This is a genomic window from Sphaerisporangium sp. NPDC088356, from assembly GCF_040685555.1.
GTDB lineage: Bacteria > Actinomycetota > Actinomycetes > Streptosporangiales > Streptosporangiaceae > Sphaerisporangium.
This window is the reverse complement of the sequence record NZ_JBFBIK010000009.1, coordinates 12,455-37,361: the sequence shown is the minus strand read 5'-3', so window position 1 is coordinate 37,361 and position 24,907 is coordinate 12,455. Positions and strand designations below refer to the sequence as shown.

General features: G+C 68.9%; 17 protein-coding genes and 1 pseudogene. 8 read left to right on the top strand and 10 right to left on the bottom strand.

Annotation, left to right across the window (positions count from 1 at the left end; all coding sequences use genetic code 11):
- Positions 1 to 25 precede the first annotated feature (25 nt).
- From AB0O34_RS05945 to AB0O34_RS05930, 4 genes and pseudogenes are all read right to left on the bottom strand, one after another.
- Positions 26 to 199 (bottom strand): hypothetical protein, encoded by a 174-nt coding sequence (locus AB0O34_RS05945; RefSeq protein ID WP_363913095.1) that lies wholly within the window; start codon positions 197 to 199, stop codon positions 26 to 28.
- A pseudogene (locus AB0O34_RS05940) lies at positions 196 to 1,203 on the bottom strand (IS66 family transposase). The gene AB0O34_RS05945 and the pseudogene AB0O34_RS05940 overlap by 4 nt, the downstream one beginning before the upstream one ends.
- Positions 1,204 to 1,866: 663 nt before the next feature.
- Positions 1,867 to 2,892, bottom strand: a complete 1,026-nt coding sequence (locus tag AB0O34_RS05935) for a helix-turn-helix transcriptional regulator (RefSeq protein ID WP_363913093.1) — start codon at positions 2,890 to 2,892, stop codon at positions 1,867 to 1,869.
- A gap of 1,489 nt (positions 2,893 to 4,381) precedes the next feature.
- On the bottom strand, positions 4,382 to 5,854 hold the full coding sequence (locus tag AB0O34_RS05930) for an NCS2 family permease (protein ID WP_363913091.1): 1,473 nt from the start codon (positions 5,852 to 5,854) through the stop codon (positions 4,382 to 4,384).
- 151 nt (positions 5,855 to 6,005) lie between these two features.
- Between AB0O34_RS05930 and AB0O34_RS05925 the strand changes: the two genes are divergently transcribed.
- Positions 6,006 to 6,275 carry a DUF2530 domain-containing protein gene (locus AB0O34_RS05925; RefSeq protein ID WP_363913089.1) on the top strand — a complete coding sequence of 90 codons (270 nt, stop codon included), beginning with the start codon at positions 6,006 to 6,008 and terminating at the stop codon, positions 6,273 to 6,275.
- Positions 6,276 to 6,318: 43 nt separating this feature from the next.
- Here the strand turns inward: AB0O34_RS05925 and AB0O34_RS05920 are convergent, their stop codons facing one another.
- Together AB0O34_RS05920 and AB0O34_RS05915 are read right to left on the bottom strand one after the other, a co-directional pair.
- On the bottom strand, positions 6,319 to 9,360 hold the full coding sequence (locus tag AB0O34_RS05920) for a hypothetical protein (protein WP_363913087.1): 3,042 nt from the start codon (positions 9,358 to 9,360) through the stop codon (positions 6,319 to 6,321).
- Between the two features lie 134 nt (positions 9,361 to 9,494).
- Positions 9,495 to 10,307 carry a DUF3027 domain-containing protein gene (locus AB0O34_RS05915; protein WP_363913085.1) on the bottom strand — a complete coding sequence of 271 codons (813 nt, stop codon included), beginning with the start codon at positions 10,305 to 10,307 and terminating at the stop codon, positions 9,495 to 9,497.
- 182 nt (positions 10,308 to 10,489) lie between these two features.
- Here AB0O34_RS05915 and AB0O34_RS05910 point away from each other — a divergent pair, with 182 nt between their 5' ends.
- Positions 10,490 to 12,157, top strand: a complete 1,668-nt coding sequence (locus tag AB0O34_RS05910) for an MFS transporter (protein WP_363913083.1) — start codon at positions 10,490 to 10,492, stop codon at positions 12,155 to 12,157.
- A 93-nt stretch (positions 12,158 to 12,250) separates the two neighbouring features.
- Here the strand turns inward: AB0O34_RS05910 and AB0O34_RS05905 are convergent, their stop codons facing one another.
- Both AB0O34_RS05905 and AB0O34_RS05900 read right to left on the bottom strand, forming a co-directional pair.
- Positions 12,251 to 12,649, bottom strand: a complete 399-nt coding sequence (locus tag AB0O34_RS05905; RefSeq protein WP_363913081.1) for a cold-shock protein — start codon at positions 12,647 to 12,649, stop codon at positions 12,251 to 12,253.
- 63 nt (positions 12,650 to 12,712) lie between these two features.
- Positions 12,713 to 13,345, bottom strand: coding sequence for an HAD hydrolase-like protein (locus AB0O34_RS05900; RefSeq protein WP_363913079.1), 633 nt, complete (start codon positions 13,343 to 13,345; stop codon positions 12,713 to 12,715).
- A 117-nt stretch (positions 13,346 to 13,462) separates the two neighbouring features.
- Here AB0O34_RS05900 and AB0O34_RS05895 point away from each other — a divergent pair, with 117 nt between their 5' ends.
- Positions 13,463 to 14,107 carry a helix-turn-helix domain-containing protein gene (locus tag AB0O34_RS05895; protein ID WP_363913077.1) on the top strand — a complete coding sequence of 215 codons (645 nt, stop codon included), beginning with the start codon at positions 13,463 to 13,465 and terminating at the stop codon, positions 14,105 to 14,107.
- Here the strand turns inward: AB0O34_RS05895 and AB0O34_RS05890 are convergent.
- Entirely contained in the window at positions 14,055 to 15,125 is a 1,071-nt protein-coding gene (locus AB0O34_RS05890; protein ID WP_363913075.1) for a hypothetical protein, read from the bottom strand. The two genes, AB0O34_RS05895 and AB0O34_RS05890, sit on opposite strands and share 53 nt — an antisense overlap.
- Before the next feature lie 222 nt (positions 15,126 to 15,347).
- Here AB0O34_RS05890 and AB0O34_RS05885 point away from each other — a divergent pair, with 222 nt between their 5' ends.
- The 4 genes from AB0O34_RS05885 (at position 15,348) to AB0O34_RS05870 (ending at position 21,958) form a co-directional block, all read left to right on the top strand.
- The gene (locus tag AB0O34_RS05885; protein WP_363913073.1) at positions 15,348 to 17,792 is read left to right on the top strand and encodes a helicase C-terminal domain-containing protein; all 2,445 of its coding nucleotides are present in this window, start codon (positions 15,348 to 15,350) and stop codon (positions 17,790 to 17,792) included.
- Between the two features lie 96 nt (positions 17,793 to 17,888).
- The gene (locus tag AB0O34_RS05880; protein WP_363913071.1) at positions 17,889 to 19,421 is read left to right on the top strand and encodes an AMP-binding protein; all 1,533 of its coding nucleotides are present in this window, start codon (positions 17,889 to 17,891) and stop codon (positions 19,419 to 19,421) included.
- A gap of 72 nt (positions 19,422 to 19,493) precedes the next feature.
- Complete coding sequence (locus tag AB0O34_RS05875) at positions 19,494 to 20,195, top strand: hypothetical protein (RefSeq protein ID WP_363913069.1); 702 nt, start codon at positions 19,494 to 19,496, stop codon at positions 20,193 to 20,195.
- A 116-nt stretch (positions 20,196 to 20,311) separates the two neighbouring features.
- Positions 20,312 to 21,958, top strand: coding sequence for a DNA repair helicase XPB (locus AB0O34_RS05870; protein ID WP_363913067.1), 1,647 nt, complete (start codon positions 20,312 to 20,314; stop codon positions 21,956 to 21,958).
- Positions 21,959 to 22,195: 237 nt separating this feature from the next.
- Here the strand turns inward: AB0O34_RS05870 and AB0O34_RS05865 are convergent, their stop codons facing one another.
- Positions 22,196 to 22,489, bottom strand: coding sequence for a hypothetical protein (locus AB0O34_RS05865; RefSeq protein ID WP_363913065.1), 294 nt, complete (start codon positions 22,487 to 22,489; stop codon positions 22,196 to 22,198).
- Positions 22,490 to 22,708: 219 nt separating this feature from the next.
- On the opposite strand from AB0O34_RS05865, the gene AB0O34_RS05860 reads away from it, so the two are divergent.
- The gene (locus AB0O34_RS05860; RefSeq protein WP_363913063.1) at positions 22,709 to 24,805 is read left to right on the top strand and encodes an AAA family ATPase; all 2,097 of its coding nucleotides are present in this window, start codon (positions 22,709 to 22,711) and stop codon (positions 24,803 to 24,805) included.
- Positions 24,806 to 24,907: the final 102 nt, after the last annotated feature.

The following is a 24,907-nucleotide window of genomic DNA, read 5'->3' as shown; positions in this document are numbered from 1 at the left end:
TGACCTACCCAGGTGACTGTTCACGTCACGACGTGAGTGCAGGCGTCCAGGGATTGCCGAGCAGTGCGTCGTGAAGAGCGTGAGCGGCGCGCAGACCGTTCTTGCGGACGGTGGAGATGTAGCCGCGGATGGCGAGGAAGGTCTGGGCGCCCTTGAGCGTGCGGAAGCCGCCACTGACCTTGGTCTCCGTCTTAATCATGCGGATGGCCTGCTCCGCCACGTGTTTGAGTACGCCACGGTCAAATCGGCGGCGAACCGCAGCACTTCGTCTTTTCGATCCCGCAATCGCAGCGCCAGGTTCCGGGCCGGACTCTGCTTGCCCGAGCCGCGTGGTGGATGCGCTGCCAAGGCCCGTTCGACCAGGACATCGAAGCGTCGTGATAGATCGTCGCGCTTGAAGTCCAGTAGGCGGTCGTATCCCTGGTCCCGCCAGCCGGCCACCCACCGGTAGCCATCGCTGAGCAGCAGCACCAGCGCCTGGGCCCACCCATCGGCGATGGCGACCGGTTCGTACTCGCCGATCCCGGTGGCCTCGCGCACGATGTGGGCGTTGCACAAGGCGTGCGTGCAGCCCTCGAAGCCCAGATAAGAGCGGTAGGCGTCATGGAGGGCCACGCCGGACAAGCGAGGCAGGATCCCGAACGCGATGATCGACTCGGTTGCGCGGCCGTGCTCGTCGATGTGGTAGGCGATCAGCATCGTGGTGGCAGCTACGTGCAGTCAACGGTTCTTACTGTTCACGCGGGTGACGCTCTGGTCGAAATGCGCAACACTCGCGGTGGCGATGGCGTCCCGGATCTACGCGTTGACCGGGGCCAGTACGTCGGCGACCTTAGTGACCGCGTCGCTGATCCACCCCGTCGACACCTCGATTCCGGCCAGGTCAGCGAGGATCTCGGCGATGCGGCCGACCGGGATGTGATGCTGGGCCGACAGGTAGGCGGCCAGCGCGGTCACGCGCGGCCCGTAGACCGCCGGAGCCGTGCACAACACCGGAGCCGGGGCGCGGATGATCGTCCCGTAGCCGCCGCAGGCACGGACGTGCAACTCGTGCGCGGTGATCTCGACCGTCACCTCGGGGATGTCGAAGACCTGCCGGATCACCGGAGTGCCTACCGCGGCCGCGTCGGCCAGGTCGGCTCCGCACCCCCCGCACGCGGCCGGAACATGGGGAACGCTCCTCGTTGGGTTCGTGACCTGCATCAACGTGGTCCCGGGCGCCCTGGGCTGCCTGCCCGCCTTGCGTCCGCTACTGCCTCGCATCAATCGAGGTGGTGGCTTGGCCGGCCCATCGGCTGACGGCGGCTACGAAGAGTTCCGCGAGTTACGCCCCAACTGCCGGCGCAGCTCAGCGTTCTCGGTACGCAGTTCCGCGTTCTCCGCTTCCAACGAGTCCAATTGCGGGGTCAACACCCCGACCAGGGACACGAGCTAGCCATACGACGGTTGCTCGTCCCCAGCCGAAATCACCCGAAGATCATTCCATAAGCGGGATCACGCCGACGCCGTCGTCTAGTCGTACGCGAAGATATGACGTGAATAGTCACCTACCCAGAGCAACGGGAAATGTCCTCCTGGACTTCCCAGCGAATCCGCAGCCTTCAGAAGTAGCAGCAGTACAACAGGCTCGCCCATTCGCCCCTATATGCAAGAACGCTGAAAGTCGCTGCATCTATTCACAACAAAGCTGGCGTTGGCCTTGAACTTGCCGATCTCGCGTCGAATCTTATCTTAAGTCGACTGGTCACTATGCCACCCAAAACGACCAAGGAGCCCGTTTATACAACATCCCTCTGCACTCATTCCTGTAGCAAAGGCACCGATTTGCGCCGGGCAGATCGCATGGAAAATCCGTGCAACGCTCACCTATCCATCGCCCTGAATACGCGCACCGGAGGAGGTGTCTAGCACCTCCACCACAGCATCAATGATCTCTCGCGGATCCCGCTCAGGCTCGAGATTCTGCATCAGATACTGAGCCACAAGGAAGGCGCTGCTCCACCTTCTTACTGCTTCAATAGTTTTACGTCTGTTTGCGAGGACCACGGACGTCTTATCGCTGTCTCTAACCACAAGGTCCAGAACCGTAAGCTCAGGAGCTCCCTGAGGCCGGTGGGTAGCGTGTTCAACTACCTGTCCGTGCAGCAGAACATCTTGCACCACGACTGGGAGACGCTCGAAAGCCCTTATCAGATCGTGATGTAGCTTCACGTAAGGCTGAACGGAATTGGCTATACTGTCCAGCTTTCTGCGAATCTCATTTAAAGCAGAGTCGACATCACTCGACATGCGAAACTTTAGCGCCTCGGATTCCGGCTTTGCCAGCATCGACCCATGCATTCGCCCGTTATCGATCGATCGCTTTAATCCCGAACTTATGTCATGACTCTCCAACAATTCTAGAATTTTCACATCTATCGCACTACTCAGGTCGAGCCGAGGCGCTACTATAGTCACAAAATCAATCAATATCCGCCGGTTGAACCCCTCGAAACCTTCAGCGCCGGCTAGGACCTGAAGAAACATCATCAGCCGATCAGCAAAACGACGACCACTTGAAGGATCGAATGCTCGTTCTTGGGAGATCAGCCCTATGATTCGTTGAAGGAAAACGTCCTCCACTAGGGGTGTATCAGGCAAGCCGCCTTCCTCTATGTCATCTACGGCAAGAGGGCTATACCCGAGCGCCGTGAGCACGTCTACGACGGTTCGAGATTCGGGCTCGCCTCGCCCGTGCTCTAAATTCGACAGCGTAGTCCGGGAAATCTTGGCCAGCCATGCAACATCCGCTTGAGAGAGGCGAAGGGTCTGCCGGCGCCGCCGGAGGAACGCAGAGAATTCCATAGTGATGATCATCCTAGTGAAGCCCCCCTCCCTCTTAACAGAGGCCATCGATCCCCAGAGAGATTAACCCATCTATGCGCATATGTCTTTAGTATACCTATATGTCCTACATGTCCGAATTAGATGGCCCTAGACCGCAGTGACCAACATCTCAAGACCAGTGTTGTTCAGTTTAGTACACCAGTTGACACGACTTGACATGCCCTGAAGGTGGCCCGCTCCGTGACAAGCCTGTATATCGGTTGAGCCGGATTAGCCTACGTGACACGCCCTCTGGCATCTCAAAGATCTAGGGATCGTGAGTGTCTCTCGCGTTTCTCGCCAGGATGCGAGACCTGACTGAACATCACGTATCCCTTGCGTCGTACATGACCCATCCGGTGATGTAGTCTGCCGATACGGGGTCTACATCCCATTGGAAACATGAGTCAGGCTGGCCACAAGCCGTACAAGCTCAGGCTCGTTGCACAACCCACGAGGAGCTGGGCTATGCCCAGGATCGTCGTGGTACAGGTATTTCCAGCTCTTCCTCAGCGCAGCCTTCGAACGCACCATGGTCGGTCGAAGGACGGCTGATCTCCCTTCGGGGATCGAGAGGAAGGGGAGGGCGTGTCTAGAAGAAGACGCGCCAAGGGGGAAGCCGACGATGGATCCGGACGCTGGCGGGCCCTTCAAGCCCTTGCTTCCACGGGTCGCTTCCTCTTGGAACTGATCCGCTGGTTCAACGGCGGCAACGGCCCCGGGCCCCTCACCGCCTAGCGGGAGGAACGACCCAGGGCCACCACCACGGGGAGCTTCGCGCCCAATACTGGTCTGCCCGGACCGGGTACGGGGCTCCCCACACCCTTCAGAGCCTGACACGGCCGTCTTCACTCACGCACGGAGCGTACACAAATAATTACGCTTGTGTAGCTCCAAGCTTCCTATATGAGGAAGCCGTCGGCGTGTCGTCAGAGGACGACACCACATCTTGCTACATAATGCACCCTCAATATAAGGCTCTTCACCCCAAGTTTGTTCCAATGTCTCGAATCCTGGACACAGTTGTTAGGATTGGCCGCCGAAGAGGGGTTGAGACAGCTCCTATGACAGGCGTCCATCAGTCTTCATCTCATCAACTCAACCTGCTCGACCCTGCGCCCGTGAGGTTGGTCTTTGATCACAAGCCTCTGATGCCTCTATCGTGTATAGATCCTCGCAGCAGCTCCTATACGAGCAGCGGGGAAGACCTTCAGGCGCAAGGCGGCGCGCTCCCTGCTGGGAAGAGTATGTGCATACCCCTAGGACTCACGCTGGCTACTGTCCTCATAAGCAGCAAGGGCATCTCGAAACGCGTCAGAGGATCAGCGTCCAGGCATAGCAATCAAGACTGTCCGCTACTTCATCAGTCCAGGATCTGCAACAGGGAAAGCTCAGACCATCTGGGTGACAGTCTGAGCTTCCAGTACCGACCTACATCGATCAGCTCACTCCGGCTAGCAGACGAACTGGGTCTTCAGTTTTAGCCCCATCCACAACTGATTGGGCTCGACCGAACTCAACCGAGCCCAATAAGGATCTTGATGGGGCCGATCGCGAAGTAGATCACGAAGAGGGCCGTGACCACCCAGAGCAGTGGGTGGACCTCGCGGGCCTTGCCCTTGACAAGCTTGATCAGGACGTACGTGATGAAGCCCGCGCCGATGCCATTCGAGATTGAGTAGGTGAAGGGCATCAGGACGATCGTGAGGAAGGCGGGGATGGCGATCTCGTAGTCGTTGAAGTCGATGTCCCTGATGGCGGTCATCATCAGGAAGCCGACCACGACCAGGGCGGGCGCCGCGGCCTCGTAGGGGACGATGTCGACCAGCGGCGACAGGAAGACCGCCAGCAGGAACAGGATCCCGGTGATCACGCTGGCGAAGCCCGTACGGGCGCCCTCGCCGACGCCGGCCGCCGACTCGATGTAGGTGGTGTTCGACGAGGTGGACGCCGCGCCGCCGGCCGCCGCCGCGATGGAGTCGACCAGCAGGATCTCGCGCGTACGGGGCAGCGTGCCGTCCTCGGCGACCAGACCGGCCTGGCGGCCGACGCCCACGACCGTGCCCATCGTGTCGAAGAAGTCCGTGATGAGCAGGGTGAACACCAGAAGCACGGCCAGCACCACGCTGACCTTGCTGAAGGAGCCGAACAGGCTGAACTGCCCGATCAGGCTGAGGTCGGGCGAGCCGATGATCTTCTCGGGGAACACCGGGACGACCAGGCTCCAGCCCAGCGGGTTCTTGCCCCCGTTGGACGGGCCGACCTGGGCGACCGCCTCGACGATGATCGCAAGGATGGTCGTGCCGACGATGCCGAGGAGGATCGCCCCCTTGACCTTGCGGGCGACCAGCAGCACGGTGATCAGCAGGCCGATCACGAAGACGAAGATGGGCCAGCTGGTCAGCGCGCCGCCGATGCCCAGTTCGAGTGGCGTCCCGGCGGCCTTGCGGACAAAGCCGGAGTCGACGAAACCGATCAACGCGATGAACAGGCCGATGCCCACGCTGATCGCGGTCTTCAGCTGGCTCGGGATCGCGTGGAACACGGCCGTGCGGAAGCCTGTCAGCACGAGAATCGTGATGACGATGCCTTCCAGCACGATCAGGCCCATCGCGTCTTCCCACGACATGCTGGAAGCGATGCCGAAGGCGACGAACGCGTTCAGGCCGAGGCCCGCGGCGAGGGCGAAGGGCACCCTCGCGACGACGCCCATGAGGATCGTCAGGATTCCCGCGGTCAGCGCGGTGGCCGCGGCGATCATGGCGTAGTTGGGGGTGCTTCCGTCGCCGAGGTACTGGCCGTCCGCGTCCTTGACGCCGCCCATGATCAGCGGATTCAGTACGACGATGTAGGCCATCGTGAAGAAGGTGGCCAGTCCGCCACGGATCTCACGATTGAGCGTCGACTGTCGCTCGGAGATGTGGAAAAAGCGGTCGATCCAGCCAAGAAGTCCCGTCGGCTGGGAGGTGGGGGCAGTTATCTCGCTCACGCGGGCAGAGTGGCAGGCGGTATCACAGTCCGGAAGACCCCTGAGGCGCTCGTGGTCTTAATGAGACCAACTTGTGTACGGTTCGGATCCTGCAAGAGGTTACCCCACCCGACCAGCAACGTCAGTACCGTTCTCGCCTAGGCTGGAGTGCGTGAACGAGCCGCGCCCCCCGGATCCCGCCCCGTTGGAGACCAACGACACAGCGACCATTCTCGCGGGCACTGGTCTGTGGGTGGTCGCGCTCATCGTGCTGCTGATCATGAATCCGTCGCCCGACCACCGCTGGTGGATCTGGACCTGCGTGGCGGGCATCGCGTTCGGGCTCTTCGGCTGCTGGTTCGTACGGCGTCGCGACCGGCGTGGTGGCGGTGGCGACGCGTCCAGCACCGGCGAGCAGCAGGACGAGTCCGTCCGGTCGTGAGCCGACCGCGGCACAGGGCAGCCCCTGTGCCGCTGGCCGGCGGTCAGCTGTCGAGGTCGGCCTCGGCCAGGAGCAGGGGTACGGCTTCCGGGTCGCGCAGCAGGGCGGCGACCGCGAGCCGGTCTCCCCACTGGCCGCTCGCCCAGGCCAGGCCCCTGGCAAGCCCTTCGACCCCGCTCGCGTGGACCGCTCCTTCGAAGAAGCGCCACGGCACCTTGACGCCGTCGACCTCCAGATCGGCGTGCTCGACGTAGCTCGCGGGGGCGGAAGGCAGCAGCGAGCGCACCTGGGCGGGCACCGGACGCTCCTGCCCCGACGAGGTGACCTCCCCCGTGACCTCCTCGCCGATTACGGGCAGGTCGAGCAGCTCCGACAGCGCCTCGGCGAGGTCGAATGGCGCGAGCACGAGCGGGCGCGAGGCGACCAGCGGCAGCAGGTCGGGCGCCTCGACCACGACCGGCCCGCCCGTGGCGACCAGGCCCTCGACCAAGGGGTGGCCGTTGCCGCCGACGGGGTGGCCGTCCTCGGCGTCCGCGACGACGATCTCGCCGTTCAGCACCGCCCGTACGGCCGTGGGGGGCGCGACGCGCGAGGGCTCCACCGCGGCGAGCGCGATCCACAGGGCCCGTAGCTGGGCCCGGTCGACCTCCAGCGAGGGATCGGCCAGCAGGTCGAGCAGCTCATCGGGCCCGCCGTGCGACGCGAGCAGCTCGGCGAGCGTCGTCCGCACGCCGATCATCGCCAGCGCGGTCTCGTCAACGCCCACCGGCGCGTCGCCGTACAGGCCGTACAGCAGGGGATCGCCCGTGGCGAGGCGCAACGCGGTCGGGCGCTTGCCGGCGAGCACGGGGTGGTGCGACAGCCACCAGGAGGTGTACGAAGGAGCCTCGGCGATCTCGCCGTTGACCAGCGCGCGGAGCGGCTGCAGGGCGGCCCGCAGCGGCGGCCGGGACAGCAGGGCCAGCGCGTGCGGCCAGTCGGCGACGTACTCCAGGTCGCGGATCGCGGTGAACTCCCGCGCCACCGGGGGAACGTCGGCCTCGGGCAGCACGTCGAGCACGGCTTCCAGCCACTCGTCCTCGGCGTCCAGGTCGTGGTCGCACTCGTCGGGGTCGAGCAGCACGTCGGAGTCGTTGACCACGGCGAAGCCGTCGAGCACGCCCGTGGCCGACAGGACGCGCGAGCCGTACCGCTCGACGAGGTCGGGGGCGGCGACGCCGAACGGCACGTCCTGGTCGATCAGCTTGGCCAGGGCGCCCTCCCCCAGCAGCAGCTCGCCCGCCGGGTAGAGCTCGCCGTCGGCTCCGCGCAGCGCCAGCGCCGACAGCCAGGGAGCCTCCCCCGCCGTCAGCCCCGCCGCGTCGACCAGCGCCAGCACGGCCTGCGCCACCGGCTCGGGGTCGGCGCTGTCGAGCGACTCGGAGACGGTGGCGCGCGTGAGCGGGTCTTCCAGGACGCTCCTCGGGCTGGCCTCCGCCGCGCCCAGCCGGAGCAGGAGCGGGTGGGCCGCCTCCGGATGCACGACGCGCAGCCCGAGCGGGCCGAGCAGCGCCGGATCCAGGGACGAGCCGTCGGTGAGCAGGAGCGTGCCGCGCGGCCCCCGTACGAGACGGCCGTCGGCCAGCGGGACGGGCACGGCGCCGAGGGCCTCACGGTCGTCGCCGGGCACCACGTCGTACAGCGAGTGCCACCAGGCGGCGGACCTGTCGTCGACGGCGTCGCCCGACAGCATGTCGACGACGTCGGACAGCTCCACGCGCGTGACCCCGAGGGTGGTCAGCGCGGGATGCCTCGACGCCCATCCGGCCGGCAGCAGGCCCGGCACCACGTCGGCGATCATGGTCAGGAACTCGGCCGGGCCCGCGACCACGGAGGCCTCGCGGCCGGACACGACGAACGACCCATCGGCGTCCGCGTCATGGGAGCCATCAGGGGCGTCGGCGGGCGCGGAGATCGCGGGCAGCAGGGGCGTGTCGGGAAGCCGGCGCAGGATCGCCCGCCGGATGGCCGCGTCCAGCTCGCCCTTGCCCATCAGGCCGGGCACCAGGTCGAGCAGGCGGGGGGTCTTCGGCAGCGACCTGAGCAGGTCGAGGTAGGTCTCGGCGGCCCGCTCGATCAGGAAGTCGGCCAGCGGCCCCGGGGCCACGTGCCGCCGGTCGGTGGCCAGCGGGAAGCTGGCGATGAGCAGCGCGGGCAGGTCGAGGGGCTCGTCGCTCGGCGTCGGCGCGTGCACGACGGGGGCGACGTCCTTGGGCAGGCGCCCGTGGTCGGCGGGCACGGCCCAGCGGACCAGCCAGTAAGGCCGGTTGCGCTCCTCGGTCGGGCGGTCGGCGAACAGCTCGGCCACCTGCTCGGGCGTGAACCGCCCGGACTCCTCCACCACCCGCCAGTCGCCGGCCATGACCGTGCGGATCTTGCCGTCGATCTCGATCTCGATCGTGGTGAGCGCGGGCATGGCCAGGGGCAGCGCCGGGCCCGTCTCGTCGAGCATCTGCCGCACGGCCTGCTCGACGGACTTGTCACGCAGCGGCAGGCGTACGACGGTGTCGAAGCCGTCGGGCACGTCCACAGGACCGGCCTCGAACGGCAGGCGCAGCAGCGGCACGTGCCCGCCCCGGGTGCCGAGCTCGGCGGCCAGCGCGGGCTCGGCGCCGACGAGCGCGGCGGTCGCAGGTCGCGACCAGCGGACGGCGCCCGTCGCGCGCGAGGCGATCAGCGGCTCGTCGCACACCGACACCACGGCCGCGAAGCCCACGCCGAACCGGCCGATCGAGCCGACCTCGTCGCGCTTTCCCGACACGCGGAGCGTGGCCAGGCCCTCGACGCCGGTCGCGTCCAGCGGGGCGCCGGTGTTGGCGGCGCTCAGGACGCCGTTCTCCAAGGTGAGCCGGAGCCGTCCGGGGACACCGGCGCGCAGGGCCGCGTCGGCGGCGTTCTGGGCGAGCTCGACGATCAGCCGATCGCGGTACCCGCCGAGGGCGAAGTCCTCCTCGGCGTTGGCGTCCTCGCGGAACCTCGCGGGTGAGGCCGTCCAGGCGGCGAGGACGGTGGTGCGCATGCGTTCGGTGCCAAAGATGTCAGTCACCAGTCATGTCCCAAGGGGTGGAGGAGGTGGGCCGGCTTCCGTGCAAAAAGGTGGCAAAGCTTCTGGCCCGGAAGCATCTCCGGTCCCCGAGCCCCACGGGACCCTTTCGGCCGTAAAGCTCGGAGAAACTGGGCTCAGGAATGGCCGAGCGGCTCGGAGACTTCCTCGTCGACGGACCCGGCGGCCGGAGCGCCCTCTTCCATGAGGTCGTAGCCGAGGTCGTCGAGGATGGGCATCGCCTGCTCGACACCGGCCGGCGTCACCACGGCGGCCTCGGAATGCGCCCCGCAACCGTGGTCGGCGGCCACGACCTTGCCGTCGTCGGGGGCGTACTCGTTGGCGCAGACGCCGAAGCCGAGGCGGAGGGCACCGGCGAGCGGCCAGTAGAACCCGCAGGTGGAGCACTGCGCGGGCGCGGCGTGGGCGAGCGGGGTGTGCGGGCCAGAGTCGCCGGCGTGCCAGCGGTGGACGGCCCTGTCGCGCCCGATCGCCGAGAGCACCCGCGCCCGGCCGAGCCCGTACTCGAAGATCATCTGACGGTCGGAGTCGTCGTCGGTCTCGGTGAACCCAGGGGCGAGGCGGTCGTCGTCGTCGGAGGTCGGCAGCAGGTCGCCGACGCCGAGGTCGCCGGGGAGAAGCCGCTCGCTCCACGGCACCCACGCCGGGGGAAGGAGCGCGCCGCCGCCCGGCAGCAGCACGGTCTCGCTCACGGTGACGTTGCGGGCCCGGGAGGCGCGGGTCACGGTGATGGCCCAGCGCCATCCGCGGTAGGCGCGGTCGAGACACACGAAGTAGTGCGTGACGACCCGCTCGGCCTCGCTCTCGAAGCCGAGATGCTCGCCCACCTCGCCGGGTCGGGCGATCTCCTCGGCGGCGGCCCTGGCCGGCTCCACAGCGGCGGCGCAGGCTTGGTCGACAGCAAAGGTGCGGGAACGAGTGCGGCTCACACGTCAATTCTCACCCATGCTACGAGCGGACATCACTCGTATGGGTCGGGTAAGACTGTAAACCAAAGCCGCAGACGGGTTTCTGGAGATCCATCGTCAAGGACGAACATGATCGAACCCACTGAGGGGGGAAGCGTGGGACCGCTGGCCACCGGCTCCGGTGCCCCGCCCACGCGCGCGTGATGGCGGGTGCCTGGGACAGAGCTCGAGATTCGCTGTCGCGTGCCGGACATGCCGCCGCCGGTGCGAGCCGCGGCACGATCCGCGCCGGCCGTACGGTGGTCAAGAGGACGGCGGGCGCCGGTCGCACGGCCGCCAAGGGCACGGTGCGCGCGGGCCGGGGCATCGGCCACGCCAGCCGCAAGCTGACCCACGCCCAGGGCGCCGACCGCACCGGCCTCGGGCGGCTGATCGAGCTGACCGCCGCCCACAGCGCCGGGGACGCGCTCATCACCGTCAGCCTGGCGGGCACCCTGCTCTTCGGCCTTCCCGTGGACCAAGCGCGCGGCCAGGTGGCCCTCTACCTGCTGATCACGATGGTGCCCTTCACCGTCGTGGCGCCCTTCGTCGGGCCCGTGCTCGACCGGTTCAGGTCGGGCCGCCGCTACATCATGGCGGGCACGCTGTTCGCGCGAGGGCTGCTCTGCTGGGCCATGGCGGCGGCGATCGGCCCGGCCGACGGGCTCACGCTCTTCCCCGCCGCGCTGGCCGTGCTCGTGCTGTCGAAGGCGTACAACGTTTCTCGGGCGGCCACCATGCCGAGCGTCCTGCCCGCCGACATCACGCTGGTGACGGCGAACGCCCGGGTCGCCCTGTTCTCGCTGGTGTCCGCGGCGCTGGCCGCCCCCGTCGCCGTCGGCCTGACCGCGTGGGCGGGGGCCGACTGGGTGCTGCGCGGCACCATGGTGATCTTCCTGACCGCGGGCGTGATCGCCGTACGGCTGCCGCGCCACGTCGACGCGCCCGACCTGGACTTGGAAGAAGAAGACGAAGCGGGCGAGAGAAGGCCTCGCTGGCGCACCCTTCTGAACGTGGGCCCGGTGGTGGCCGAGGCCATGCAAGCGAACGCCGCGATCCGGCTGCTGTCCGGATTTTTGGTGTTCTTCCTGCTCTTCCTCGTGCAGGACGGGCACCTCCGGGGCAGCGGCATCCCCGAGCAGATCGTGATCGCGATCCTCGCGGGCGGGGCCGGAGCGGGCGGCCTGATCGGAGCCGTGGTCGCCTCGTGGGTGCGCGGTCACTCCCCCCAGATCATCGTCCTGTTCACACTGGCGCTCACCACCGCGACGGCGACGGCCAGCGCGTTCTTCTTCTCGCTGTGGACGGCCGTCCTGGTGGCCGTGGTCGCGGGGTTCGCGCAGGAGGTCGGCAAGCTGGCGCTCGACGCGATCGTCCAGCGGGAGATCGGCGAGGAGGTGCGCTCCTCGACCTTCGGCGTGGTGGAGGCGCTGCTGCAGATCGCCTGGGTGGGCGGTGGCCTCGCCGGGCTGCTGCTGTCCCTGCTGAAGGGCCGCGCCGCGGGGCCGATCGGGCTGGCCGTGGTCGCGGTGGCGCTGGTCGCCGCGCTGGCCTGGCTGCTCCTCGCACGCCACCGCCGCCTGCGCGCCCGTTCCGAACGCATCCGTGCCGCGCGCACCTCCGGACCGCCCGCCTCGGGGGCTCCCGGGTACGGACGGCCCGCATCGGCACCGGCCGCCGAGCCGTCGTCCACGGCCAGGCCGAAGCCGTTCACCGACGTCCACAGGACACCCGGACCGCGCGAGGACACCCCGTACACGGAACGCCCGAGGCCCGAGGCCGCCAAGCCACGGTCGGACGCGACCAAGCCCCTGACCAACCCGCACGGCTGATCCCGGAGCCGGCTCTCCACCGGCCCGCACAGCCGTACGGCAGGGCTTGGGGAAAGGGGAAGGGAGCTCCGGGAGACGACCCGGGGAGGACGGTCAGGCGTCTATGTCGTCGGCGACGGCTCTCAGCACGGTCGCGATCTTCTTCGCGTGGGCGGCATCCGGGTGCTTGCCCCGCTGGTAGGAGTCGGAGACGTCGTCAAGCAGCTTGATCAGGTCCTCGACGATGACGACGAGCTCGTCGGGCTTCTTGCGCTTGCCCTTCGGCTTCACCGTCTTGGCGAGCGTCGGCGGCTGCTCCAGCACGTGGACAGAAAGCGCCTGCTGGCCACGGCGGCCTTCGGCCACACCGAACTCGACCTTCTGACCTGGCTTGAGCGCTTCCACGCCCTTGGGAAGCGCTGAGGAATGCACGAATACCTCACCGCCGTCGTCGCGGGTGAGGAAACCGAAGCCCTTGTCAGCGTCGTACCACTTGACCTTGCCAGTAGGCACAGGGGTGACCTCGTTCAGACTGTCATGAATGGTAATGGATGTAGGTTATGCCCACACGGGGCATCACATGACCGTCGAAACGGCCCCGATTTCCTGGACGCGCCAGGCCTCGTACCACCCTGCGAACCCCGTCAGATCCGGCAGGACGAAGTCGGCTCCGTGATCGCGCAGGGCCTCCTCCGAGTACGGACCGGTCGCCACGGTGACGCTCACCGCGCGCCCGGCTCTGGCGGCCGCGATGTCACCCACGTGATCTCCAACGTAGACGGCGGCCCCGAAGTTCGCGATGGCCGCACCCTTCGCCGCCCCGAACACCGATCCCACGACCTCGTCGACGTCCAGACCGAGGAACTCGACGGTCTGGCGGGCGGTGTCGCCGTGCTTGCCGGTGACGACGATCACGCGCCCGCCGTGGCGGCGTACCTCGGCCACGGCCTCCAGCGCGCCGGCCATGAGCGTGGTCATGGGAACGGCGGTGCCGGGATACAGGGAGCGGTAGAGGGCGGCGGCGCCCGCGATCTCCTCGGGTGGCAGCCAGTAGGTCAGCTCCTGCTCCAGCGGCGGGCCGAGGCGGCTGATCACGACGGTGCTGTCGATGACCACGCCGAGACGGCGCGCCACCTCGTCGTACACCGCCGCGATCCCCGCCCGGGTGTCCGCGAGCGTCAGATCAAGATCGAAACCTACCGAATACACCCTTGAAGGATGCCAAACTCCGGGCGGTAACGCGTACCCCTGACGGTTATGGGACCCTTGGCGGCGAGAAAGGGCTTACTTATCGACGCGCGTCCGCGCGACGGAAAGCGGGCATTCATGACCAGACCGACGCGCGAACGGATCATCGACGAATCCCTGAGGCTTTTCGCCGAGCGGGGCTACTCGGCCACTTCGGTCGCCGAGATCGAGGCCGCCTCGGGGCTGTCCCCGGGAGCGGGCGGGCTCTACCGGCACTTCAAGTCCAAGTACGAGGTACTCGCCGCCGCGATGAACGAGCACGCCGCCCGCACGCGCTCGCAGATCGCCGACGCGCTGGCCGAGGTGAACGCCATCGGCACGTCGATCTCGATCGAGGAGCGCCTCGCCCACCTGTGCAGGGCGGGCCTGGCGAAGGCCCGCGAGGAGAGCGAGCTGACCCGGGTCTTCTTCCGCGACCTCAGCCAGTTCCCCGAACTGGTCGCCACAGTGCGCGAGGGGCTGCTCCAGCCCATGTTCGACTCGATCACGACGTGGTTCCGCGCGCAGCCGGAGTACGCCGGCGCCGATCTCGACTGGCCGGCCATCGGCGCGGTGCTGGGCGGCGCGGTGGTGCACTACCAGCTGTTCCAGGAGACCGTCGGGGAGCCTCCCGGCCGGGCGGAGCGCGACCGGTTCGTGGCCTCATGGGTGCGGCTGTCGATGGGCCTGCTCAGCGCACCGTGCCAAGGGGCAGCCGCCGAGGTGGCGGAGGTGGCGGGTTGAGCAGGCGGTAGGCCAGCCACAGCACCCCGCCCACCGCTCCGATCATGAACATCAGCCCGCTGACGTGCCAGAACGAGTCGACGAACGCCTGCAGCCCCTTGACCGGCTCCTCGGATGACCTGAGGGCGCCGAGCAGCAGGCCCCCGGCCAGGTAGGCGGCGATCGGCGCGAGGAGCCCGGTCAGGCGATCCTTGAAGATCCACCCCTCGCTCGCCAGCACCGTGAGCGAGCCCGCCGCCCACACCAGCACCGGGAACGGGAAGATCGCGACGTACGGCAGGGGGAACGGGATCAGCAGCCCGGACAGGATCAGCAGAGCCATCCCGACCACCTCACGGCGATCGTTGCGCAGGATGGTGCCGATGTCGCGCCCATCGGTGGAGGTCGGGTTCACGCGGCGCAGGCGTGCCGCCAGCGGAGTCCGGACGGTATGGGGAGGGGGCCCGAAGGAGCTCCCCCGGGGCAGCGGAACCCCGCCGCGCGGCAGCGGCCTCACGGGCCTCGGCGGCCTGGCCGGCCGGGATGGGCTCACCTCGGTGACCTCGGTGACCTGCGTGGCATCGATGGCGTCGTCGACCACGGCGGGAAAGACCTCCGTGGCCGATTCGCCGAAATCGTCCACCGCCGGTGGCGTGCCACCCCTCGGAGCCGGCGCGCGTACGGCCGAAGAGGGCCGCGACGCGCGTACGGCCGGAGAGGGCCGGGACGCGGGCGACGGCCCGGACGCCGGACGCTCACGGGACCGGCGCGCGGCCTCCTGCTCGCCGGCGGCCAGCCGCTGGATCTCTCGCTGGAGCAGCACCCCGGGGTCGCCGAACCTGGCGATCACCTTGCGGACGGTGGCGAGGTCGGCGCTGCCCCGGCGCTCCTCCTCGATGCGGGTGCGCAGCCGTCCCACGAAATCGAGGCGCTGGTCGGTGCGGAGCACGCCGTGGGCGGCATCGGCCACCTTGCTGACGTACTCCAGGACGAGCTGGTCGGCGCGCTCGATCACCCTCGCCATACTGCCCGAGCCCACCGGCCCGCGCACCCTTTCGAAGAAATGGCTATCCGCACCGCTCAGTTCGGCCGTCAACGCATACCGCTCCGCACGTCCGGCGAAATGACGGTCCGTTCCGGAAGTGCCGGTGATCGGGCAACTGGCGTGTGATGGCCCGTGGGCTCCTACGATGGAGGGGACGGTTCCACGGCGTGGGACGCGCATGCGGTGAGTGTTCGACAGGGGGTTCGGTGGAGCGTGATGAACACCGAGTTCACTGAGTGGCTGCGCGGCCTGACCGACGACCGGCTGCGCGCGCTGGTGGCCGCCCGTCCCGAGCTCATCACCCCCGTCCCCGCGCACCTCGAAGGGCTCGTGATCCGGGCCACCAGCCCGTCGGCGACCGGCAGGGCGCTCGACCGGCTCAACCGCTTCGCCCTCGCGGTGGTCGAGACGCTTCTCGTCACCACCACAGAAGACGGGCCCGGCCAGGCCTTTAAGGATCTCCGCGACACCGTGGCCAGATCGGTTTCCCGTGAGGACGCCGCCCGCCTCGACGAGCCGCTGCGCCGGGCGATCGACCGGCTCCAGATGATGGCCCTGGTGTACGGCCCCGACAGCGGGCTGCGTCTCGCACCCGGAGTCCGCGACGTGTCCGAGACCCCCGCCGGGCTCGGGCCCCCGGCCGCCGAGGTCTTCCGGCACCACCCGTCTGAGCGCCTGGAGGAGCTGATCCGGGTGGTCCGCCCCGGCAGGGCCGGCCGCGGGGAGGCGGTGCCCGAGCGCCTCGCCGCCCTGCTGGCCGAGGAAGGCGCCGTCGAGCGTCTCCTCAAGGACATCGCCCCCCAGGCGCGGGCCGCACTGGAGGAGCTCGCCTGGGGTCCGCCCGCGGGCCGCCTTCCGAACGCCCGGCGCGAGGTCAGCGTGGCCACCGCCCAGTCGCCCATCGAGCAGCTTCTCGCCCGCGGCCTGCTGGCCGCCACGGGCGACGAGAGCGTCGTGCTGCCCCGCGAGGTGGCACTGGTCCTGCGGGGCGGCCGGGTGCATCGCGAGCTGCATCCCGGGGCGCCGCCGCTCGACGGAGTCGCGCGCGACCAGGCCCTCGCCGACCGCACGGCCGCGGGGCAGGCGTTCTCCTTCGTACGCACGGTCGAGGAGCTGTGCGAGGCCTGGAGCGTCGACCCTCCGGGCACCCTGCGCGCGGGCGGCCTGTCGGTGCGCGACTGGAAGAAGACCGCGCAGCTTCTCGACGTGCCCGAGTGGACGGCCGCGCTGGTGGTGGAGGTGGTCCACGCGGCGGGTCTCATCGCGTCCAGCGCGCCCGTGGACGGCGAGTGGCTTCCCACCACGGCCTACGACGGCTGGCGTGTGAAGGCCACCGAGGACCGCTGGGAGGCGCTGGCCGCGGCCTGGCTGACCAGCGACCGCGTGCCCGGCCTCGTCGGCGAGCGGGACGATCGCGACCGCCTGATGAACGTCCTGCATCCCGAGCTGCGCCGTCCGGCCGCGCCCGAGGTCCGCCTGCGGACGTTGCGCGTGCTGGCCTCGGCGGGTCCCGGCCTGGCGCCGTCCGCCGAGTCGGTGCGCGAGCGGCTGGCCTTCGAGCAGCCCCGCCGCCGTGGCACCTACCGCGACCAGCTGGTCGACTACACGCTGCGCGAGGCCGAGCAGCTCGGGCTCACCGGGCTCGGCGCCATGTCGGTCTTCGGCCGCGGGCTGCTGCCCGGGGCGGCCCAGGAGGCCGAGGCCGCCAAGAACGTCTCCACCGCCAGGGCCAGGGCCCTCGCCCCGGCCACCCCCGCGGAGCTGCTGGCGCCGCTGCTGCCCGAGCCGGTCGACCACGTGGTGCTCCAGGCCGACCTCACCGCCGTCGCGCCCGGCCCGCTGACCAGCGAGCTGGGACGCTGGTTGTCGCTCGCCGCCGACATCGAGTCCAAGGGCGGCGCCACCGTCTACCGGTTCGACGACGGCTCGATCCGCCGGGCACTGGACGCGGGATCCAGCGCGGACGAGCTGGTCGCCATGCTGGAGAAGCATTCCACGACCTCCGTCCCCCAGCCGCTGCGCTACCTGGTGACCGACGTGGCACGCAGGCACGGCCGCCTCCGGGTGGGCACCGCCAGCGCCTACGTGCGCTGTGACGACCCTTCCGTGCTCGACGAGGTGATGGCCGACAAGCGAGCGGTCCCGCTGCGCCTGCGGCGGCTCGCGCCCACCGTGGTGGCCTCGCGGAGCTCCCGGGCACTGGTGGTCGACTCGCTGCGCGCGATCGGCTACGCCCCCGTCGCCGAGTCGTCCGAGGGCGACGTGGTGGTGACCCGCGCCGACGCGCGGCGCACCGAACGGCCACCCACCGCCCGGCCGGTGCTCAGCTCGTCCAGCCCGGACGCCGACCTGGTGGCCGCGGCCGTACGGGCCATCAGGGCGGGCGACGAGGCCCACCTGTCGCGCAGGCATCCGGTCGCCGCGCCCGACGGGCAGGTGCCGCGCTCGCCATCGACGGGCACGATCGTGGCCTTGCAGGACGCCATCCGGCAGGGGCAGCGCGTCTGGATCGGCTACCTCGACTCGCAGGGCCACGCCACCAGCCGCATCCTGGAGCCCGCCCGCATGGAGGGCGGCTATCTCACCGCCTACGACGAGACACGCGCTGCCATCCACCGCTTCGCGCTCCACCGCATCACCGGCGTCGCGGACGTGAACTGAACCAAGGTCCCCGGCGTCCTAAGGGTTGACGACCTTTACCGGCCGCATCAGTTTGGCGTGCGAAGGCGTAAATCCTCTTGGGAGAAGGTGAGCGCGATGGGCACGGAGCGAACTCTTGGCCGGTTGGCGGAGGACTCTTGGAGCAGGCTCGGAGACTTCGACGCGCTCCACTACGAGGGGGCGTGGCACCGCGGCCACGATCTGGCGGAGCGCACGCGGCATGTCACCGGAGGGCTGAAGGCGCTCGGCGTGGAGCCGGGTGACCGCGTCGTCGTGATGATGGTGAACGGCCCCGAGGTCCAGATCGCCTACCAGGCACTGTGGGCGGCGGGCGCGGTCGTGACCCCCGTGCTGTTCCTGGTCGCGGCCGAGGAGCTGCGGCACATCGTCACCGACAGCGAGCCGCGCGCCGTGATCGCCTCCGCCGGGCTGCTGCCGGCCGTCCTCGCGGCGACCGACGGCCTGGACGTCGCGGTGGTCGTGGTGGGCGAGGTCCCCGAAGGCGGCGCGCACGGCGGGACTCAGCGGATCAGCGGCTTCGCGGAGCTGGAGGAGTCCCCCGAGGCGGGGGCCTCCGGCCGGGACGAGGACGACCTCGCCGCCCTCATGTACACCGGCGGCACGACGGGACGCGCCAAGGGCGTCATGCTCAGCCACGCGGGCCTGTGGCACGTCTCCAGGGCCGCGCACGATCTCACCTACCGGCCAGGGGTCGACCGAGCCATCGTCCCCGTGCCGCTCTCGCACTCGTACGGCCTGATCGTCACGATCGCCGCGATGCACGCCCCCGAACCACTCCACACGGTGCTCATGCGGTGGTTCGACCCGAAGGCGTTCCTCCGGCTCGCCGCCGAGCACCGCGTCCAGTACGGCGCGGTGGTGCCGACCATGCTCCAGGAGCTGCTGGCGGAGCCCCTCGAGGCCACCCCGCTGCCCGACCTGCTGTACCTGACGTGCGGCGCGGCGCCGCTCGGGCGCGAGGTCCTCACCGGCTTCGAGCGGCGCGTGCCCGGCGTGCGGATCATCGAGGGGTACGGCCTGACGGAGACGAGCGCGGTGACCACGTTCAACCCGCTGGACCACAGGAAGGCCGGAAGCGCGGGGCTGCCGCTGCCCGGATACACGATCACGATCAGGGACGACGACGGCGAGCCGGTGGAGCCCGGGGACATCGGCGAGATCTGCGTCCGCGGAGACGCGATCATGCGGGGCTACTGGCGGTCGCCTGACGAGAGCGGCCACGCCCTGGTGGACGGCGAGCTGCGCACCGGGGACATCGGATGCACTGACGACGACGGCTACCTCTACGTCGTCGACCGCAAGAAGGACCTCATCATCAGGGGCGGCTTCAACATCTTCCCGCGCGATGTGGAGGACGCCCTGAACAGGCACCCCGACGTCGCGATGTCGGGCGTGGTCGGCCGCCCTGACCCGAGGCTCGGCGAGGAGGTCGTGGCCTTCGTCCAGCTGAACCCGGAAGGCACGGCCACGGCCGAAAGCCTGATGGAGTGGGCCAGGGAGCGGCTCGGCAGGGTGAGATATCCCCGGGAAGTGCACTTCGTGGAGTCGATCCCGGTGACCAGCGTAATGAAGCTCGACAGGAAGGTGCTGCGCTCCCGGTTCACCTGATAGGCGGCGCGAGGGTCGTATGCGACGTGGTAAGTGTTGATCTGCCTGGAAAGCCATGGAAGTGAGACGATCGTGAGCAGCGGCCCTCCCGAGTCCTCCGGCCAGAATCCCAAGGACTGGCAAAGTCCCTACGGATCGTCCGGAGGGCACGACGCCTACGGCGGCCAGCCGTCGTACGGCGAGCCCTACGTCACCCCCTCCCGCACGACTCCGTATGACGACCAGCCGCCCCACGACCAGCAGTACGGGCAGCAGCACGACCAGCCGGGATACGACCAGTACGGCTCGCCGGCGCCCTCCTACGACGCGCCGGCCCAGCCCTCGTACGACCAGCCGTACGGCTCACCCGCCCAGGCCCCGTATGGTCAGCCCGGCTACGGGCAGCCGGGATACGGCCAGCCCGGTCAGGGTCAGGCCTCTTATGGTCAGCCCGGCTACGGCCAGCCCGGCTATGGTCAGCCTGCTTACGGTCAGCCTGGTTACGGCCAGCAGTACAACCAGCCCTACGGGTACCCGCCGAGGCCCGCGAGCGACGGCCCGCGCACCCACGCGATCGTCGCCCTCGTCATCAGCCTCGTGATGGCGCTGAGCTGCTACGTCTCGCTGGGCGGCATCGCCGGGGCCATCATCGCCGGCATCGCGCTCGGCAAGGTCGACTCCGAGCCCGCCCGAGCCAGATCCCTGCTCAAATGGTCCTGGATCAGCATCGGGATCAACATCGGCCTGCTCATCCTCGGGATCGCGACCGCCATCATCTTCAGCGCCAACTCGTAAACAGGCAGGTCGTGGCGGCAAGCCGCGGGAAAGCGGGACTGATCCGGCTCGTTCTCTTGTTGGATAGGCGGACGGGACCGCCAGCACGGTGGCCGTATGCGAACGGGAGAAGAAACGTGTCTGATGGCCCGCTGATCGTTCAGTCGGACAAGACGCTGCTACTGGAGGTGGAGCACGCCAGGGCCGACGACTGCCGCAAGGCGATCGCGCCCTTCGCCGAGCTGGAGCGCGCTCCCGAGCATGTCCACACCTACCGGGTGACCCCGCTGGCCCTGTGGAACGCCAGGGCTGCCGGGCACGACGCCGAGCAGGTCATCGACGCGCTGATCAGCTTCAGCCGCTACCCCGTGCCGCACGCGCTGCTCGTGGACATCGCCGAGACGATGTCCAGGTACGGCAGGCTCAAGCTGCAGAAGAGCGAGCACCACGGGCTGACGCTGACCAGCACGGACAAGGCCGTGCTCGAGGAGGTGCTCCGGGCCAGGAAGATCCAGCCGATGCTGGGCGAGCGCCTCGGCGACGACACCGTGGCCGTGCACCCGAGCGAGCGCGGCAACATCAAGCAGGCCCTGCTGAAGCTCGGCTGGCCCGCCGAGGACCTCGCGGGCTACGTCGACGGCGAGCACCACCCGATCACGCTGGCCGAGGACAACTGGACGCTGCGGCCCTACCAGCGCGAGGCGGCCGACTCGTTCTGGCACGGCGGGTCGGGCGTGGTCGTGCTGCCCTGCGGCGCCGGCAAGACGATCGTGGGCGCGGCCGCGATGGCGCACGCGCAGGCGACGACGCTCATCCTGGTCACCAACACGGTTTCCGCCCACCAGTGGAAGCAGGAGCTGCTCAAGCGCACCTCCCTCACCGAGGACGAGATCGGCGAGTACACCGGCACCAAGAAGGAGATCCGTCCGGTCACCATCGCCACCTACCAGGTGATGACCACCCGGCGGCAGGGCGTCTACCGGCACCTGGAGCTCTTCGACGCCCGCGACTGGGGCCTCGTGATCTACGACGAGGTCCACCTGCTGCCCGCGCCGATCTTCCGGATGACCGCCGACCTCCAGGCCAGGCGGCGGGTCGGGCTCACCGCGACGCTGGTACGCGAGGACGGCCGCGAGGGCGACGTCTTCTCCCTCATCGGCCCGAAGCGGTACGACGCGCCGTGGAAGGAGATGGAGAACCAGGGCTGGATCGCGCCGGCCGACTGCGTCGAGGTCCGGGTGACCCTCACCGACCAGGAGCGGCTCGCCTATGCGATGGCCGAGTCGGAGGAGCGCTACCGCTTCTGCGCGACGACGCCGTCCAAGACGCGGGTCACCGAGACGCTGGTCAGGCGGCACGCGGGAGAGCAGGTGCTGGTCATCGGCCAGTACATCGACCAGCTCGACGAGCTGGCCGAGCATCTCAACGCGCCGGTGATCAAGGGCGAGACGCGCGTCAAGGAGCGCGAGCGGCTGTTCCAGGCCTTCCGCGACAAGGAGATCCAGGTGCTGGTCGTCTCCAAGGTGGCGAACTTCTCGATCGACCTGCCGGAGGCCTCAGTGGCGATCCAGGTGTCGGGGACCTTCGGCTCCCGGCAGGAAGAGGCGCAGCGGCTCGGTCGGGTGCTCCGCCCGAAGGCGGACGGCGGCGGAGCGCGATTCTATTCGGTCGTCAGCAGGGACACGGTCGACCAGGATTTCGCGGCGCACCGGCAACGCTTTCTCGCCGAACAGGGTTATGCCTATCAAATCATCGACGCGGACGACGTGCTCGCCAGCGAGTGACTCGTTTCGCTGAGCGGCACGCCGCCGGTCCCCCCAAACCTGTCCCAGGAAAAGCTTCGCCTAGGGGACAGGCATTCAGGTCCACGAAATACCGTCGGTCCTGTACAACCGCATCACCCCCTCGCCTATTGGCTCCCACGGCGCCAACTGCGACATACCCGATGATCTAACTAAATCACAAGGGTTGTCCTGGTTTTTCGCGATTTTGGTATACGTTAACGCAACGTGTTCGCCAGATCACCGACCGACTAACCCGCCGACGTAAAGCACACCCAGCGCGATTAGCCAGGAAGCCGTCGCGATCCCGACAAGCACCAAAGACTTTTCCGGATATCTACGCATTATCGGTGGTAATAGGCCGCCCACCGTGCTGCTCGCGGCCACGAGCGCGAACACTCCCGACAGCGTGGACACCACCGTCAGCCGGTCCATGCACGAGTCGAACGGCTCCCCGTTTCCGCAGAACGCGGCGAGCCCCCACCCCGCGAAGACCGACAGCGTCCACAGTCCGCCGAGGAGCAGATTGGCCATGGCGGGAATTACCGGAGAGACCGCCACCTGGGTACGCGTCGTCACCCTGACGGCTGTACCCAAAGGTCAAGAGTCGGCAAACTCCGGACAAGCAATACATCGTACGTCCATCTGTGGACACGCGACATACAGCCGCGCCGACGGACATGGCGTAAGCATATAGGCTTGCTGGTTCGCTGCCTTTGTCCACCACCCCCGTCCCCCAAGGAGTCCTTCAGCATGCCCGGACACCAATTGGCCCCTGACATATCCGGAGAGGACCCCGGCACGCCGGAGAACGACCCCTCTCACCTCGCCGAAGACCCCTCAGACATCCCTTACGACGACCCCGCTCAAGTACTCCAGGCCGAGCGCGCCCACCTGGCCGCTTCCCGCGCCGCGCTCCGCGCGATGCGTGAGCACGCCCAGTCGCTGTCGGCCGACGCCGCGGGCGACTGGGTCTCGCAGCAGGTCCTGCAGGGCCTGCTCGACCAGCGTGTGGCCGCGCTCGCCGACCACGCGGACACCCCGCTGTTCTTCGGCCGGCTCGACAGGGCCGGCGACGACGACCTCCCCGTCACCATCCACGTCGGGCGCCGGCACGTGCACGACGACAACAGCCGTGCCCTGGTGATCGACTGGCGTGCTCCGGTGTCCCGGGCGTTCTACCAGGCCCGGCCGTCCGACCCGATGAGCGTGCGGCGCCGCCGCCGTTTCGGGTTCCACGGCGGCGAGCTGACCGCGTACGAAGACGAGCCGCTCGACCAGGGCGCGGCGCCGCTCCAGGAGTCGAGGATCCTCACCGAGGAGATCGAGCGGCCGCGCACCGGCCCCATGCGCGACATCGTCGCCACGATCCAGCCCGACCAGGACGAGATCGTGCGCGCGGACCTCGGCCAGACCGTCTGTGTCCAGGGCGCCCCCGGCACCGGGAAGACCGCCGTCGGCCTGCACCGGGCCGCGTACCTGCTCTTCACCCACCGCGAGAAGCTGGCGCGATCGGGCGTGATGATCGTCGGGCCGAACCGCGCCTTCCTTTCCTACATCTCCTCGGTCCTGCCCGCCCTCGGCGAGGTGAAGGTCGACCAGACCACCGTCGCGGGCATCGTCGGCGACCACTCGGCCCCCGAGGACACCGCCGTCGCCACCATCAAGGGCGACGCCAAGATGGCGCCGGTCCTGCACAGGGCTCTTTGGATGCACATCAGCAAGCCCGAGGAGGGTCTGTTGATCACGCGCGGCGTCAACCGCTTCCGCGTTCCCGACCACGAGGTCCGCGAGATCGTCGCCTCCCTGCGCGGCACCACGCGGTACGGCCCCGGCCGCGCTGCGCTCGCCCAGCGACTGGCCCATGCGATTCTCGTGCGCATGGAGCAGCGCGGCGAGTCCCCCGACGACCGCGTGCAGGACGCGGTCGCGAGGTCCAAGCCCGTCAAGCAGCTCGTTGACCAGGTGTGGCCCCGCGTGTCCCCCCAGCAGGTGCTGTTCCGGCTCATGTCCGACGCCGACTTCCTCGCCCGCGCCGCCAAGGACGACCTGACCGCCGAGGAGCGGGAGACCCTGCTCTGGACCAAGCCTCCCCGGTCGTGGAAGTCCGCCAAGTGGTCCGCCGCGGACGCCGCGCTGCTCGACGAGCTGGCCGACTGCGTCGAGCGCACGCCCATGCTCGGGCACGTGGTCGTGGACGAGGCGCAGGACCTGTCCGCCATGCAACTGCGCGCGCTCGGACGGCGCTGCCGTACCGGCTCGGCGACCGTCCTCGGCGACCTGGCCCAGGGCACCACCCCGTGGTCGGCCCGGTCGTGGGTGGAGGTGCTCGAACACCTCGGCTTCACCGAGGGCTCGGTCACCGAGCTGACCCTGGGGTTCCGCGTCCCGCGTGAGGTGCTCGACTTCGCGGCCCGCCTGCTCCCCTCGGTGGCGCCCACCCTGGCCGCCCCCCGCTCGCTGCGCCCGGGCGCCGGCTCGCTCACCGTACGGCGCGCGACCGACCTGGCCGAGGCCGTCACACAGGCCGTGAACGAGACCATCGGGCACGAAGGCTCCATCGGCGTGATCGCCGCCGACGCCTCCGTCGCCACGCTGGCGTCCGCGCTCGCCGCGCTTGGCATCCCGCACGACGTGCTCGGGCCGGACTCCTCCCCCGAGCAGCGGATCTCGGTCATCCCCGCGTCCCTCGCCAAGGGCCTGGAGTACGACCACGTGGTCGTCGCCGAGCCGGCGGACATCGTGGACGCCGAGGACCGCGGCCTCGCCCGCCTCTACGTCGTCCTCACCCGCGCCGTCACCTCCCTCAAAGTCCTCCACACCCGCGACCTCCCACCCCAGCTCGCCTAGCCGAGACAAAGGCCCATCCTCGGGCACTGGACTCACACCCTCCATCGCCCACCCGGCACCCAGTGTCGTGGGCACCCAGTGCAACCCACCCAGCCGTGGCCC

Bases quoted from the DNA above. Each gene is read 5' to 3' on its own strand.
- AB0O34_RS05945 (WP_363913095.1), bottom strand. From the start codon at position 199: ATGATTAAGACGGAGACCAAGGTCAGTGGCGGCTTCCGCACGCTCAAG.
- AB0O34_RS05935 (WP_363913093.1), bottom strand. From the start codon at position 2,892: ATGGCCTCTGTTAAGAGGGAGGGGGGCTTCACTAGGATGATCATCACT.
- AB0O34_RS05910 (WP_363913083.1), top strand. From the start codon at position 10,490: ATGGCGGGTGCCTGGGACAGAGCTCGAGATTCGCTGTCGCGTGCCGGA.
- AB0O34_RS05895 (WP_363913077.1), top strand. From the start codon at position 13,463: ATGACCAGACCGACGCGCGAACGGATCATCGACGAATCCCTGAGGCTT.
- AB0O34_RS05885 (WP_363913073.1), top strand. From the start codon at position 15,348: ATGAACACCGAGTTCACTGAGTGGCTGCGCGGCCTGACCGACGACCGG.
- AB0O34_RS05880 (WP_363913071.1), top strand. From the start codon at position 17,889: ATGGGCACGGAGCGAACTCTTGGCCGGTTGGCGGAGGACTCTTGGAGC.
- AB0O34_RS05865 (WP_363913065.1), bottom strand. From the start codon at position 22,489: ATGGCCAATCTGCTCCTCGGCGGACTGTGGACGCTGTCGGTCTTCGCG.
- AB0O34_RS05860 (WP_363913063.1), top strand. From the start codon at position 22,709: ATGCCCGGACACCAATTGGCCCCTGACATATCCGGAGAGGACCCCGGC.